General features: G+C 55.8%; 14 protein-coding genes. 11 read left to right on the top strand and 3 right to left on the bottom strand.

Annotated features, from left to right (window positions below; all coding sequences use genetic code 11):
- Window positions 1-279 carry a YfcL family protein gene (locus tag OGW17_RS04510; RefSeq protein WP_071260202.1) on the top strand — a complete coding sequence of 93 codons (279 nt, stop codon included), beginning with the start codon at window positions 1-3 and terminating at the stop codon, window positions 277-279.
- A 68-nt stretch (window positions 280-347) separates the two neighbouring features.
- On the opposite strand, the gene mnmC is transcribed toward OGW17_RS04510, so the two are convergent.
- On the bottom strand, window positions 348-2348 hold the full coding sequence (gene mnmC, locus OGW17_RS04515; protein WP_071260204.1) for a bifunctional tRNA (5-methylaminomethyl-2-thiouridine)(34)-methyltransferase MnmC2/FAD-dependent 5-carboxymethylaminomethyl-2-thiouridine(34) oxidoreductase MnmC1: 2001 nt from the start codon (window positions 2346-2348) through the stop codon (window positions 348-350).
- A gap of 158 nt (window positions 2349-2506) precedes the next feature.
- Here mnmC and fabB point away from each other — a divergent pair, with 158 nt between their 5' ends.
- Complete coding sequence (fabB, locus tag OGW17_RS04520; protein ID WP_047462293.1) at window positions 2507-3727, top strand: beta-ketoacyl-ACP synthase I; 1221 nt, start codon at window positions 2507-2509, stop codon at window positions 3725-3727.
- Between the two features lie 110 nt (window positions 3728-3837).
- On the opposite strand, the gene OGW17_RS04525 is transcribed toward fabB, so the two are convergent.
- Entirely contained in the window at window positions 3838-4362 is a 525-nt protein-coding gene (locus tag OGW17_RS04525; protein WP_071260206.1) for a YqhG/Tai3 family protein, read from the bottom strand.
- A 241-nt stretch (window positions 4363-4603) separates the two neighbouring features.
- Between OGW17_RS04525 and OGW17_RS04530 the strand changes: the two genes are divergently transcribed.
- Window positions 4604-5782 (top strand): MFS transporter, encoded by a 1179-nt coding sequence (locus OGW17_RS04530; protein ID WP_071260208.1) that lies wholly within the window; start codon window positions 4604-4606, stop codon window positions 5780-5782.
- On the opposite strand, the gene flk is transcribed toward OGW17_RS04530, so the two are convergent.
- Window positions 5779-6780: a flagella biosynthesis regulator Flk gene (gene flk / locus OGW17_RS04535; RefSeq protein WP_071260297.1), complete on the bottom strand. Its 1002-nt coding sequence runs from the start codon at window positions 6778-6780 to the stop codon at window positions 5779-5781. The two genes, OGW17_RS04530 and flk, sit on opposite strands and share 4 nt — an antisense overlap.
- A gap of 102 nt (window positions 6781-6882) precedes the next feature.
- On the opposite strand from flk, the gene pdxB reads away from it, so the two are divergent.
- From pdxB to cvpA, 8 genes are all read left to right on the top strand, one after another.
- Window positions 6883-8019: a 4-phosphoerythronate dehydrogenase PdxB gene (gene pdxB, locus OGW17_RS04540; protein ID WP_012131449.1), complete on the top strand. Its 1137-nt coding sequence runs from the start codon at window positions 6883-6885 to the stop codon at window positions 8017-8019.
- A 61-nt stretch (window positions 8020-8080) separates the two neighbouring features.
- On the top strand, window positions 8081-9094 hold the full coding sequence (locus OGW17_RS04545; protein WP_012131450.1) for an aspartate-semialdehyde dehydrogenase: 1014 nt from the start codon (window positions 8081-8083) through the stop codon (window positions 9092-9094).
- On the top strand, window positions 9094-9906 hold the full coding sequence (gene truA / locus OGW17_RS04550; protein ID WP_012131451.1) for a tRNA pseudouridine(38-40) synthase TruA: 813 nt from the start codon (window positions 9094-9096) through the stop codon (window positions 9904-9906). The genes OGW17_RS04545 and truA overlap by 1 nt, the downstream gene beginning before the upstream one ends.
- 23 nt (window positions 9907-9929) lie before the next feature.
- Window positions 9930-10589: a DedA family protein gene (locus OGW17_RS04555; RefSeq protein WP_012131452.1), complete on the top strand. Its 660-nt coding sequence runs from the start codon at window positions 9930-9932 to the stop codon at window positions 10587-10589.
- 152 nt (window positions 10590-10741) lie between these two features.
- Window positions 10742-11656: an acetyl-CoA carboxylase, carboxyltransferase subunit beta gene (gene accD / locus OGW17_RS04560; protein ID WP_012131453.1), complete on the top strand. Its 915-nt coding sequence runs from the start codon at window positions 10742-10744 to the stop codon at window positions 11654-11656.
- A 69-nt stretch (window positions 11657-11725) separates the two neighbouring features.
- Complete coding sequence (folC, locus tag OGW17_RS04565; RefSeq protein ID WP_071260210.1) at window positions 11726-12994, top strand: bifunctional tetrahydrofolate synthase/dihydrofolate synthase; 1269 nt, start codon at window positions 11726-11728, stop codon at window positions 12992-12994.
- Window positions 12984-13667, top strand: coding sequence for a cell division protein DedD (gene dedD, locus OGW17_RS04570; protein WP_071260212.1), 684 nt, complete (start codon window positions 12984-12986; stop codon window positions 13665-13667). Before folC ends, dedD begins: the two co-directional genes overlap by 11 nt.
- Window positions 13668-13981: 314 nt before the next feature.
- On the top strand, window positions 13982-14470 hold the full coding sequence (cvpA, locus tag OGW17_RS04575) for a colicin V production protein (RefSeq protein WP_012131456.1): 489 nt from the start codon (window positions 13982-13984) through the stop codon (window positions 14468-14470).
- Window positions 14471-14501 lie beyond the last annotated feature (31 nt).

Below are 14501 nucleotides of genomic sequence, written 5' to 3' on the forward strand. Positions count from 1 at the left end.
ATGATCGCGGAGTTTGAATCACGCATTCTGGCATTAATCGACGATATGGTAGAGCACGCAAGCGATGACGAGCTGTTTGCCAGCGGATATCTGCGTGGCCACCTGACGTTAGCAGTTGCAGAACTGGAAGGCGGTGATGACCATTCCGCAGAAGCGGTGTATGCCAACGTCACCAGCAGCCTGGAAAAAGCGATTGGCGCAGGCGAGTTGTCGCCGCGTGACCAGGCGTTAGTGAAAGAGATGTGGGATAACCTGTTCCAGAAGGCCATTGACGCGTAGGCCGGATGCGTCGCCATCCGGCATTTTCACCTTGCCGGGTGGCGTTAACGTTCATCCAACGGATGGACTTATTTCACCGCTTTTCCCTTCAATAACTTCCGTACCCACAGGCGATTCGGGTTTAACGCCGCCAGCGTGTCAGCATCCATCGGAATGGGCTCTTCGCTCATTTGCGCCGCGAGAATTTCCGCGCAGAGCGGGGCTGAACACAACCCGCGCGATCCGAGCGCTCCCAGCATAAACAAATCAGGATAAACCGGCGCGCGTTCGGCGGCGTCTTTCTGTCTGGCAAGGGCGGCGTATTGTGCGAGCGTTGCATCATAGTCCGGCACATTTCCGACCATCGGCAGATGATCGCGCGTGGCGCAGCGTACGCCACAGCGCGCCGCTTTTTCGCTGACATCAACCTCTTTTGCCCATGCGGCATCCGGGAAGCAGTCGATCAAGCGCTGGCGATTCTGCTGCTGATCGTCTTCACGATAGGCAGTTTCCTCACTGCCGCGATGGTAACTGGCGCCAATGCAGTGCTGATGAGTGGCAGGGTTTTGCGGCGTGAGGTATCCGTCGTAGCACAGCACCTGGCGTAATGCGGAAAGCGCTGGCGTCGTCGGGATATGGCTCACCTGACCAGCCACCGAATAGACCGGTAACGGAAGCGTCTGGTCAACGTGGTTAATCTGATGCCCGTTTGCCAGCACGACCACCTCATGTTCAACTGCCTTACCCTCTGCAAATTGCAACTGCCAGCCTGTGGCCTGGCGCGAAAGGGCGGTGAGCGTGTGTGTGTAATGCCTCCGCAGCCCTTGTGTGGCCGCTAGCGCCAGCAGCGCAGCGGTTAACTGTGCTGGGCACAGCCAGCCGCCAGCCGGATACGTTATTCCGCGACAGTGTGTCGCCACGCCTGTTTCCTGCTGCGCCTGGTCTGGATCTACAGCCACTGCGAGCGCATCGGGCAACGCCAGCGACAGCATCTGATCGATTTTGTGCTGGCTCTTTTCGTCCCAGCCCAGTTGCGTGACGCCGCACCAGTCATGGTCGAAAGTCACCGGCAGCGCGTCATACAGACGCCGCGCGAACGTAAACGCGCTCGGGAAAAAGAGGTTAATCGCCGCATCGTGTTTGCTGAGCAGGGGATAAAGCGCCCCCTGGCGATTGCCGGATGCGCCTTGCGCGGGCTGCTCATCTGAACAATAGAGCGTTACCTGCCAGCCGCGGCGCAGAAGCGCCAGCGACAGCAGCGCGCTGGCGATGCCACCGCCGATGATTGCGACGTCTCGTTTGGCGCTGCCGCTGCGGGTGAACCACGGCGTCGGGGAGGGGGACGTCAGCGCGTGTGCCATGACGCCGCAAAGCATTTCACGCTTGCGGCCAAAACCTTTGCGTTTTTGCATCGTGAACCCTGCCTCCTGCAACCCCCGGCGCACGAATCCCGCAGAGGTAAACGTCGCCAGCGTTCCGCCGGGGCGAGCCAGTCGCGCCATGGTGGAAAACAGATTCTGCGTCCACATGTCAGGGTTTTTCGCGGGGGCAAAACCATCCAGAAACCAGGCGTCCACTTTCTGGTTCAGGGATTCATCCAGTTTCCCCGTCAGCTCATTAATATCGCCGAACCAGAGATCCAGCGTCACACGACCGTCATCAAGAATCAGACGATGGCACCCGGCCAGCGGCAGCGGCCACTGCGCGTGTAGCTGCTGTGCCCAGGGAGCAAGCTCTGACCAGTGTTGATGGGCTAACGCGAGGTCGGCCTGCGTCAGGGGAAATTTTTCAAAACTGATAAAATGTAATCTTTGTAGCGTAGCCTCAGGGTGAGCGTCGCGAAACTGCGAGAACGCCTGCCAGAGCGTCAGGAAGTTAAGGCCAGTGCCGAAACCGCTCTCCGCCACCACGAATAATGGGCGAGGGTGTAGCGGAAAACGCTCCTCAAGCTGATTGCCGCCGAGAAAAACATAACGCGTCTCTTCCAGCCCATTATCATTGGAAAAGTAGACGTCATCGAAATCTCGGGAAACAGGTGTACCCTCAGCGTTGAATTCAAGGTTGGCAGGTTGTATAGCGTATTGTTTCACGTAAGTTACTCGTCTGACAGGCAGTGTCACGATCTTAGCGATGTGCGCCCGGAGGCGCAAATTTCCATATTAATTGGCTGATCGGACTTGTTCGGCGTACAAGTGTACGCTATTGTGCGAGTCGAATCTTAAAATAGTGCGACTTACAGAGGTATTGAATGAAACGTGCAGTGATTACTGGCCTGGGCATCGTTTCCAGCATCGGTAATAACCAGCAGGAAGTCCTGGCATCTCTGCGTGAAGGACGTTCAGGGATCACTTTCTCTCAGGAGCTGAAGGACTCCGGCATGCGTAGCCATGTTTGGGGTAACGTCAAACTGGATACCACTGGCCTCATTGACCGCAAAGTAGTGCGCTTTATGAGCGACGCATCCATCTATGCTTACCTTTCTATGGAGCAGGCGATTGCTGATGCGGGTCTCTCTGTAGAAACTTACCAGAATAACCCGCGCGTTGGCCTGATTGCAGGTTCCGGCGGCGGCTCCCCGAAATTCCAGGTCTTTGGCGCAGATGCCATGCGTAGCCCGCGTGGTCTGAAAGCCGTTGGCCCGTATGTAGTGACCAAAGCGATGGCCTCCGGCGTTTCTGCCTGCCTCGCTACGCCGTTTAAAATCCACGGCGTGAACTACTCCATCAGCTCTGCTTGCGCGACCTCTGCACACTGCATCGGCAACGCGGTTGAACAGATTCAACTGGGCAAACAGGACATCGTCTTTGCCGGCGGCGGTGAAGAGCTGTGCTGGGAAATGGCGTGTGAATTCGACGCGATGGGTGCTCTGTCCACCAAATACAACGACGATCCGTCTAAAGCTTCCCGTACCTATGATGCGAACCGTGATGGTTTCGTTATCGCGGGCGGCGGCGGTATGGTTGTGGTTGAAGAACTGGAACACGCTCTGGCGCGCGGCGCGCACATCTATGCAGAAATCGTCGGTTATGGCGCAACGTCCGATGGCGCTGACATGGTTGCACCGTCAGGCGAAGGCGCAGTGCGCTGCATGCAGATGGCGATGCACGGCGTTGACACTCCGATTGACTACCTGAACTCCCACGGTACGTCTACGCCGGTAGGCGACGTGAAAGAGCTGGGCGCAATTCGTGAAGTCTTTGGCGATAAGAGCCCGGCTATCTCCGCGACCAAAGCGATGACCGGTCACTCTCTGGGTGCGGCTGGCGTGCAGGAAGCTATCTATTCGCTGCTGATGCTGGAACACGGCTTTATCGCGCCGAGCATCAACATTGAAGAGATGGACGAGCAAGCGGCAGGTTTGAACATCGTAACCGAAGCCACCGATCGCGAGCTGACGACCGTTATGTCCAACAGCTTCGGCTTTGGCGGCACCAACGCGACGCTGGTTATGCGTAAGCTGAAAGCGTAAATCTGAAGACGTTGGGCGGATAAGGCGTTTACGCCGCTATCCGACATCAACGTTTGCCTGATGGCGCTTCGCTTATCAGGCCTACAGGGGAGCCGATAATGGCTCCCTTTTTATTGCTTGTTTTCGTATTCCTGCGCGATTTTTGCCGACCACGCCCTGGCGCGGGCAATAGCGCCTGCATCGTAGATCGGGTGTTCAAACTGGTGGGTAAGATCGCGTACCCGATAAATTTTCCATTGACCATTTTCCCGGCGAGTGTACACCATTAAATGGATAAGGCGGGTATCGGAATCGCCAAGCCATACATCCACTTTTTCACCTCCCAAAAAAGCACTGGCTGTTCCTGCGTGGAATTTAGCGATCCATTCCGGCGCGTAGTCCTGCACGTACATAAAGTAGTCTGACGCCACGATTTCCTGCTCATAAAGGTTATCAATTAGCGTCAGGCGATTGATAAGTTCTTTCGCGACATAGCGTTGCATTAATGCCGACTTATCATGAGGGGTATCCTGATCCTCTGTGAATGTTTTCATCCATGAGAGATAGAATTGGTTAATATCCTGCGTACTATCGCGATGAGGTGTGGCGCAGCCGCAAAGCAACAGGATAAGCGTAATAAGAGGAAACGCTTTCATTACTTTTTTCCCTGAAAGAAAATGACAGTATGTTTTAACCGTGTTCAATTCGACAGAAATGACAAATAATGCTGTGATTTCTAAGTTGACAAGCCCGGTCTCCCACAGGCAGACTTCACGCTCAACATTATCCCCATGATAATGCGTAAGCGTTTAACGTTATCCAACGCACCTTAATCCTGATGGTCAGGTGGAGGGGGCGTGGCATTTCCTCGCCTTACTCTGCATTCTGGAGTAACGCATGACAGCTGTATCCCAAAAAGAAAAAACACCTTCTGCGAATTTTTCGCTTTTTCGTATCGCTTTTGCGGTTTTTCTGACCTATATGACGGTCGGTTTACCGTTACCTGTAATCCCTCTTTTTGTTCATCATGAGCTGGGCTATGGCAACACGATGGTCGGCATCGCGGTGGGCATTCAATTCCTTGCAACGGTATTGACCCGTGGTTACGCCGGGCGACTGGCCGATCAATATGGTGCTAAACGTTCCGCGCTACAGGGGATGTTGGCCTGCGCGCTGGCGGGGGGCGCGTGGCTGTTGGCGGCGTTGTTACCTGTTTCTGTACCTGTAAAATTCGCGTTGCTGATCGTCGGGCGACTGATCCTGGGTTTTGGCGAAAGCCAGCTACTGACCGGAACTCTGACCTGGGGGATGGGGCTGGTAGGGCCTTCGCGCTCCGGTAAAGTGATGTCGTGGAACGGCATGGCGATTTACGGCGCGCTGGCTGCCGGTGCGCCGCTTGGTTTACTGATTCACAGCCATTACGGTTTTGCGGCGCTGGCAGGAACAACAATGGCGCTGCCGCTGCTGGCCTGGGCATTTAATGGCACCGTGCGTAAAGTACCTGCGCACGCGGGCGAACGTCCGTCGCTGTGGAGCGTCGTCGGCCTCATCTGGAAGCCGGGCCTGGGGCTGGCGCTACAGGGGGTTGGCTTCGCCGTTATCGGCACCTTCATTTCACTCTATTTCGCCAGTAAAGGCTGGGCGATGGCCGGTTTTACGTTGACCGCGTTTGGCGGCGCTTTCGTGCTGATGCGCGTGTTGTTTGGCTGGATGCCGGATCGCTTTGGCGGTGTGAAGGTGGCGGTTGCGTCCCTGTTGGTCGAAACGGCAGGGCTGGTGCTGCTTTGGCTGGCACCAGTGACCTGGATTGCGCTATTGGGTGCGGCGTTAACCGGGGCTGGGTGCTCGCTCATCTTCCCGGCGCTGGGCGTTGAAGTGGTGAAGCGCGTACCTTCTCAGGTACGCGGTACGGCACTTGGCGGCTATGCCGCGTTTCAGGACATCTCCTACGGCATTACCGGCCCGCTGGCCGGGCTGTTAGCCACCTCATGCGGCTACTCTTCCGTATTCCTCGCCGGGGCGATTTCTGCCGTCGTGGGGATTGTGGTGACGCTGCTGTCGTTTCGCCGGGGTTAAGACACCAGCCAGAACAGAATGAAGGCAACCGCCAGTGCGATAAAGATCAGCCCCGGTCGCGCCGTTACGGATTTGATGGTTTCAATCATCGGGGCGAACGGGCTGAATATCGGCTGAATGTGATGCGGCTCGGTTAACTCTCTTTCGCGCGCAACGCGGCGTAGAAAGACCTGGTTCAGCAGATCCTGAACCTGAGCGGTTGTCAGAATTGTATGCGGCAACGCCTGATATGTCTGCTGGGCGTAATCTCTTAACGCCGTGAATTCATTCGGCTCCAGCGGCAGTTTTAGCGCCGCCTGTAGCGTCTGTAGGGTAGGCGCGCTCTGGTTGCTGAGGGTCTGGCGCGCTTGCAGCCAGGTGACCAGGTGCGTGAACTGTTTTGCAGGGATCAGCTCGCCGCTTTTCACACCGGAAAGTTCCAGCATGGACTGCCAGATAAGTTTGCCCGATTCGCCCGTCGCGGCGGCCAGCTTCGTCACCAGTTGGTTGAGCGTATTATGCTCGGCAGGCAATAACGGTCTGTCGGTTGGCGGACGTTGTTGAGGCTGAGGAATGGAAAGTTGCCCCTGTTGCAGTAGCGTCAGCACATTCTTTAACTGCTCGGGCGTTAACTGGCTGAGCGCCGTCTGACCGTACTGTTGGCGAATAAAATCGCTGACGGCCTGACGGTTGTTCCCCTGGCTCAATAATTCCGTCAACTGCGAGAGCACCTGACGATTCGCGTGGTTCTGCTGAGCGACGCTCAGGCGTTGCGTGAGATTTTGTTCTGCGGCGGGGAAGTGACGCGACAGTAACGGCGTGTCGCTTTTTACGCCCAGATCGTGTTTCATTCCGGCCCAGACTTCCGCACTTTGCTGTTGCGTCAGCGAAATCAGACGCGTAATCAGGCGTTCCAGCACCGTGCGCTGCTGGGTGGATAGCGGCTGTTCTCCGGCAACGGAAGGCGCAGTCTGACCTTCACCGGGAGGGCGTGCGGGAGTACCGGAAATGGGTTGCATCATCACTTATCCTTAAACCATAAATCTTAGCAAAGTATGCCTGGCGGCCAGATTATGGCACACTTGCCCGGTTAACTCTCGTTCTCAAACAGGTACGCAGACGTGAAAATCCTCGTTGATGAAAATATGCCTTATGCCCGCGAATTATTTAGCCGTCTGGGCGAGGTCAAAGCGGTTCCCGGTCGCCCCATTCCCGTTGCAGAACTTGATGATGCGGATGCGTTAATGGTGCGTTCAGTCACCAAAGTGAATGAAGCGCTGCTTGGGGGGAAATCCATCAAATTTGTCGGTACCGCAACCGCCGGGACCGATCATGTGGATGAGGCATGGCTTAAGCAGGCTGGCGTGGGGTTTTCAGCGGCGCCTGGCTGCAATGCCATCGCTGTTGTTGAATATGTCTTTTCCGCTTTACTGATGCTGGCGGAGCGTGACGGCTTTGCTTTAAGCGACCGTACCGTGGGGATTGTCGGCGTAGGTAATGTTGGCGCTCGCTTGCAGGCGAGGCTGGAAGCGTTGGGCATTCGCACTTTGCTGTGCGATCCGCCGCGTGCGGACCGGGGCGATGAAGGTGATTTCCGCTCGCTGGATGAGCTGGTCCAGGAAGCGGATATTCTGACGTTCCACACGCCGTTGTATAAAGAGGGGCCTTACAAGACGCTGCACCTGGCGGATGAGGCGCTGATCGGGCGACTGAAGCCGGGGACGATTCTGATTAACGCCTGTCGCGGCCCGGTGGTGGATAACACCGCGCTGCTGGCGCGCCTGAATGCCGGGCAGTCGCTGAGCGTGGTGCTTGATGTCTGGGAAGGGGAGCCCGATCTCAACGTGGCGCTGCTGGAAAAAATTGATATCGGCACATCGCACATTGCCGGTTATACCCTGGAAGGAAAGGCGCGCGGCACCACGCAGGTCTTTGAAGCCTATAGTACGTTTATCGGACGGGCGCAAAAAGTGGCGCTGGATACGCTGCTACCCGCGCCGGAGTTTGGGCGTATTACGCTGCATGGCCCGCTGGATCAGCCGACGCTGAAAAGGCTGGCGCATTTGGTGTATGATGTGCGCCGCGATGATGCGCCACTGCGTAAAGTCGCCGGAATTCCGGGCGAGTTTGATAAGCTGCGTAAGAATTACCTTGAGCGCCGTGAATGGTCTTCCTTGTACGTGATGTGCGACGATGCCAGTGCCGCCACGCTGCTGCATAAGCTCGGTTTCAACGCCGTTCATCATCCGGCCCATTAACATTCTTTTTGTCGCTCCCTGCATAGCGCGGGGAGCTTTGCTATTTCTGGAGTAAACCACCATGTCTGAAGGCTGGAACATTGCCATCCTGGGCGCAACAGGCGCCGTAGGCGAAGCCCTGCTCGAAACGCTGGCTGAACGTCAGTTCCCGGTCGGTGAGATTTATGCGCTGGCGCGTAATGAAAGTGCGGGCGAACATCTGCGCTATAGCGGCAAGTCGGTCATTGTGCAGGATGTTGCTGATTTTGACTGGACGCAGGCGCAACTGGCGTTTTTTGTCGCTGGCGCTGAAGCCTCTGCCGCATGGGTTGAGGAAGCCACCAATGCGGGCTGTCTGGTGATCGACAGCAGCGGCCTGTTTGCCCTGGAACCGGATGTGCCATTAGTGGTGCCGGAAGTGAACCCGTCTGTGCTGGCCGATTACCGCAACCGCAATGTGATCGCCGTAGCCAACAGCCTGACCAGCCAGTTGCTGGCCTCGCTGAAGCCGTTGATTGATGAAGGCGGTCTGTCGCGCATTAGCGTCACCAGCCTGCTTTCCGCTTCGGCGCACGGGAAAAAAGCGGTGGATGCGCTGGCCGGTCAGAGCGCGAAACTGCTCAACGGTATCCCTATCGACGAAGATGATTTCTTTGGTCGCCAACTGGCGTTTAACATGCTGCCGCTCCTGCCGGACAGTGAAGGCAGCGTGCGCGAAGAGCGCCGTATCGTTGACGAAGTGCGTAAGATTTTGCAGGACGACGGGCTGATGATTTCCGCCAGTTGCATTCAGTCGCCGGTATTTTATGGCCATGCGCAAATGGTCAGTTTTGAAGCGCTGCGCCCGCTGGCGGCGGAAGAGGCGCGCGATGCCTTTTCTCGCGGCGAAGATATTGTGCTGTCTGAAGAGACTGACTTCCCGACTCAGGTGGGCGATGCGTCAGGCAATCCGCAGCTTTCTGTCGGCTGTGTGCGTAACGACTATGGCATGCCGGAGCAGGTTCAGTTCTGGTCGGTGGCCGATAACGTTCGCTTTGGCGGCGCGCTGATGGCGGTCAAAACCGCGGAAAAACTGGTACAGGAGTACCTGTACTGATGTCAGCAGTGGAACAACCGCCAGTTTATAAAATTGCGCTGGGCATTGAGTACGACGGCAGCAAATATTATGGCTGGCAACGCCAGAACGAAGTGCGTAGCGTTCAGGAAAAGCTGGAAAAAGCGCTTTCTCAGGTTGCCAACGAACCTGTTAACGTGTTTTGCGCCGGGCGGACAGACGCTGGCGTACACGGAACGGGGCAGGTGGTGCATTTTGAAACCACCGCGTTGCGTAAAGACGCGGCATGGACGCTGGGTGTAAATGCGAATTTACCTGGTGACATCGCGGTTCGTTGGGTTAAAGCTGTACCTGAGGATTTTCACGCCCGGTTTAGCGCAACGGCTCGCCGTTATCGCTACATCATCTACAATCATCGGTTGCGCCCGGCGATTTTAGGTCATGGGGTTACGCACTTTTATGAGCCGCTGGACGCGGAACGTATGCACCGGGCGGCGCAGTGTCTGATTGGTGAAAATGATTTTACCTCGTTTCGCGCGGTACAGTGCCAGTCGCGTACGCCGTGGCGAAACGTGATGCACATTAACGTGACGCGTCACGGTGCGTATGTGGTGGTCGATATCAAAGCCAATGCCTTTGTACATCATATGGTCAGGAATATTGTCGGTAGCCTGATGGAAGTAGGCGCCCACAACCAGCCGGAGAGCTGGATAGCAGAGTTGCTGGCGGCGAAGGACAGGCGGCTTTCAGCAGCAACGGCGAAAGCGGAAGGGTTGTATCTGGTTGCGGTTGATTACCCGGAACGGTTTGACCTTCCCAAAACGCCACTGGGCCCGCTGTTTCTGGCGGACTAATTTGAGTCGTATAAGGCATCAATATGGACCTGATTTATTTTCTGATTGATTTTATCCTGCACATTGACGTGCACCTGGCGGAGCTGGTCGCGGAATACGGCGTCTGGGTATATGCCATTCTGTTCCTGATCCTGTTTTGTGAAACCGGACTGGTGGTGACGCCGTTTCTGCCGGGGGATTCGTTGCTGTTTGTGGCGGGGGCGTTGGCGTCGCTGGAAACCAACGATCTCAACGTACATATTATGGTGATGTTAATGCTGATCGCCGCGATTGTCGGCGACGCGGTGAACTACACGATCGGCAGATTGTTTGGCGAACGGTTATTCAGTAACCCGAATTCAAAAATTTTCCGTCGCAGTTACCTTGATAAGACGCACCAGTTTTATGAAAAGCATGGCGGGAAAACCATTATTCTGGCCCGTTTTGTCCCGATTGTCAGAACCTTTGCGCCGTTTGTTGCGGGTATGGGACATATGTCTTATCGCCATTTTGCCGCGTATAACGTCATTGGCGCGCTTTTATGGGTACTGCTCTTCACATATGCGGGGTATTTCTTCGGTACGATTCCTATGATTCAGGATAACCTTAAGTTACTGATCGTAGGGATTATTGTGGTGTCGATATTGCCAGGCGTGGTTGAAATCATTCGCCATAAGCGCGCTGCGTCGCGTGCCGCAAAATAGAAAGTAACTCAGCGGTTCGACCACTTTTTTATCCAAAGTTTCGGGCTGTTATGTTTTAATGTGCAACATTCATAGTCTGTTGGGGGCAAAAATGGCATTATGCGCTCCTGATAACAAAGCTGACGACTAAGGTTCAGGCAGAAAGGTCACTAATGAGCTGGATTGAACGAATTAAAAGCAACATTACTCCCACCCGCAAGGCAAGCATTCCTGAAGGGGTGTGGACCAAGTGTGATAGCTGCGGTCAGGTTTTATACCGTGCTGAGCTGGAACGTAATCTTGAGGTCTGTCCGAAGTGTGACCATCATATGCGCATGTCGGCGCGCAATCGCCTGCATAGCCTGTTAGATGAAGGAAGCCTTGTGGAACTGGGCAGCGAACTTGAGCCGAAAGATGTACTGAAGTTCCGCGACTCCAAGAAGTATAAAGATCGTCTGGCTTCCGCGCAGAAGGAAACCGGCGAGAAAGACGCGCTGGTGGTGATGAAAGGTACGCTCCACGATATGCCGATTGTCGCGGCGGCGTTTGAGTTCTCCTTTATGGGCGGTTCTATGGGGTCTGTGGTCGGCGCGCGTTTTGTCCGTGCCGTTGAGCAGGCGCTGGAAGATAACTGCCCGCTGATCTGCTTCTCCGCTTCCGGCGGCGCGCGTATGCAGGAAGCGCTGATGTCGCTGATGCAGATGGCGAAAACCTCCGCTGCGCTGGCGAAAATGCAGGAGCGTGGTCTGCCGTATATCTCCGTGTTGACCGATCCGACAATGGGCGGCGTTTCCGCAAGTTTTGCGATGCTCGGCGATCTCAACATTGCAGAACCGAAAGCGTTAATCGGTTTTGCGGGCCCGCGTGTTATTGAACAAACCGTACGTGAGAAACTGCCGCCGGGATTCCAGCGCAGTGAGTTTCTGATTGAAAAAGGCGCTATCGATATGATCGTCCGCCGCCCGGAAATGCGCCTGAAACTGGCAAGCGTTCTGGCGAAGCTGATGAATCTTCCGGCGCCGAACCCGGATGCGCCGCGCGAAGGCGAGGTGGTGCCGCCGGTACCCGATCAGGAACCCGAGGCCTGATAGCTGATAAGGGTAGGGCCACTGGCTCTGCCCTTTTGCTTTTCTCAACGTAATAAATTTACAGGCATCATGGACAATAAACGCATTCCCCAAGCCGCGTCGCCCCTGGCAGCGTGGCTTTCTTATCTGGAAAACCTGCACAGTAAAACTATCGATTTGGGCCTGGAACGCGTAAGCCGGGTTGCGGCGCGTCTGGGCGTGCTGAAACCCGCGCCGTTTGTCTTTACGGTGGCGGGTACTAACGGTAAAGGAACGACCTGCCGTACGCTGGAGTCTGTGCTGACGGCGGCGGGCTATAAAGTGGGCGTCTACAGTTCTCCGCATCTGGTGCGCTATACCGAACGCGTTCGCGTGCAGGGGAACGAGTTGCCGGAGTCTGCTCATACCGCCTCGTTCGCCGAGATTGAGGCCGCGCGCGAAGACATTTCTCTGACCTACTTTGAATACGGCACGCTGTCGGCGCTGTGGCTGTTTAAGCAGGCTCAGCTTGACGTGGTGATTCTGGAAGTCGGGCTGGGCGGACGTCTGGACGCGACCAATATTGTTGATGCGGATGTTGCGGTAGTGACCAGCATTGCGTTGGATCATACCGACTGGCTGGGGCCGGACCGCGAAAGTATCGGGCGTGAGAAGGCGGGGATCTTCCGGGCGGAAAAACCGGCTATCGTCGGCGAACCGGAAATGCCGTATACCATCGCCGATGTGGCGCAGGAAACCGGGGCGCAGTTACAGCGTCGCGGCGTGGACTGGCATTATGATGTGACGGGCGACGGCTGGTCGTTTACGGACGGCGAAGGTACGCTGGCGAATCTTCCGCTGCCGCAGGTGCCTCAGCCTAACGCCGCCACCGCGCTGGCGGCACTGCGCGCCAGCGGGCTGAACATCAGCGAGCAGGCGATTCGTGACGGCATTGCCCGGGCGATTTTGCCCGGTCGTTTCCAGATAGTGAGCGAATCGCCACGGGTGATTCTGGATGTCGCACATAATCCCCATGCTGCGGAATATCTGACAGAACGCCTGAAAATGTTGCCGAAAAACGGGCGTATACTTGCCGTTATCGGTATGCTACATGATAAAGATATCGCAGGGACGTTAGCCTGGCTGAAAAGCGTGGTCGACGACTGGTATTGCGCGCCGCTGGAAGGGCCGCGCGGCGCGACGGCGGAGCAATTGCTGGAACATCTGGGCAAAGGCACTGTCTATGACAGTGTCGCGCTGGCGTGGCATGCAGCGCTGGCAGAGGCGAAATCAAAAGATACCGTGCTGGTGTGTGGATCATTTCACACGGTTGCACATGTCATGGAAGTGATGGACGCGGGGAGAAGCGGTGGCGAGTAAGTTTCAGAATCGTTTAGTTGGCACAATCGTGCTGGTCGCTCTCGGGGTGATTGTGCTTCCCGGGCTGCTCGACGGGCAGAAAAAACACTATCAGGATGAGTTTGCGGCGATCCCGCTGGTGCCAAAGCCTGGCGATCGCGATGAGCCTGATATGATGCCAGCCGCAACACAGGCGTTGCCGACCCAGCCGCCTGAAGGTGCTGCTGAGGAGGTGCGTGCCGGAGATGCGGCAGCGCCGTCTCTGGATCCTTCCCGTTTTGCTGCGGAAAACAACGCCAGTTTCGATCCTGTCCCCGCACCTGTTGAGTCGCCGAAGCCGAAACCGGTTGAAAAACCGAAGCCACAGCCGAAGCCGCAGCAACCGGTAGCGGCAACGCCGACACCGGCGCCTGAGCCGAAACCTGCTGCTGAAGAAAAACCCGCGCCAACGGGTAAAGCGTACGTTGTGCAGTTGGGGGCGTTGAAAAATGCCGATAAGGTCAATGAGATAGTGGGTAAACTTCGTGGCGCGGGCTTCCGGGTATATACTTCTCCGTCAACGCCGGTACAGGGTAAAATAACCCGTATCCTCGTCGGGCCTGACGCCTCAAGAGACAAGCTGAAAAATTCTCTTGGCGAGTTACAGCAGATCTCCGGTTTGAGTGGTGTGGTGATGGGTTACAGCCCGAACTAAGCCACCGCTGCCTGATGGCGACGCTGCGCGTCTTATCAGGCCTACGATGTACTGTTTTCCAGGCCGGATAAGGTGCTTGCCCGCCATCCGCGCGGAGTTCAGCCAGGCCTACGGTGTACTGTTTTGTAGGCCGGATAAGGTGCTTGCACCGCCATCCGGCAATGCCCGAAGAGGCAAAAAGTTTGATGGCGTTGAATGTTTTTTCAGCGCCATTTTTATTTACGCACGGGAAGGAAATCCCTACGCAAACGTTTTCTTTTTCTGTTAGAATGCGCCCCGAACAGGACGACAGGGCGTAAAATCGTGGGACACATATGGTCTGGATTGATTACGCCATTATCGCGGTGATTGGTTTTTCCTGTCTGGTTAGCCTGATCCGTGGCTTTGTTCGTGAAGCGTTATCGTTGGTGACATGGGGTTGTGCTTTCTTTGTCGCCAGCCATTACTACACTTACCTGTCTGTCTGGTTTACGGGCTTTGAAGACGAACTGGTTCGAAATGGGATTGCTATCGCGATACTGTTTATCGCGACGCTTATCGTCGGCGCTATCGTGAACTTTGTGATAGGTCAGCTGGTGGAGAAAACCGGCCTGTCGGGTACTGACAGGGTGTTGGGGATCTGTTTTGGCGCGCTGCGAGGAGCGTTAATCGTCGCCGCCATTCTGTTCTTTCTCGATACGTTTACCGGCCTGTCGAAAAGCGAAGACTGGAGCAAGTCGCAGCTTATCCCGCAGTTCAGTTTCATCATCAGATGGTTCTTTGACTATCTGCAAAGCTCGTCAAGTTTCTTGCCCAGAACGTAACGGTTCTGAGATGTGGCTTAACGAGGAAAAG

The organism is Citrobacter sp. CK181 (assembly GCF_030333595.1).
Taxonomy (GTDB): domain Bacteria; phylum Pseudomonadota; class Gammaproteobacteria; order Enterobacterales; family Enterobacteriaceae; genus Citrobacter_B; species Citrobacter_B koseri.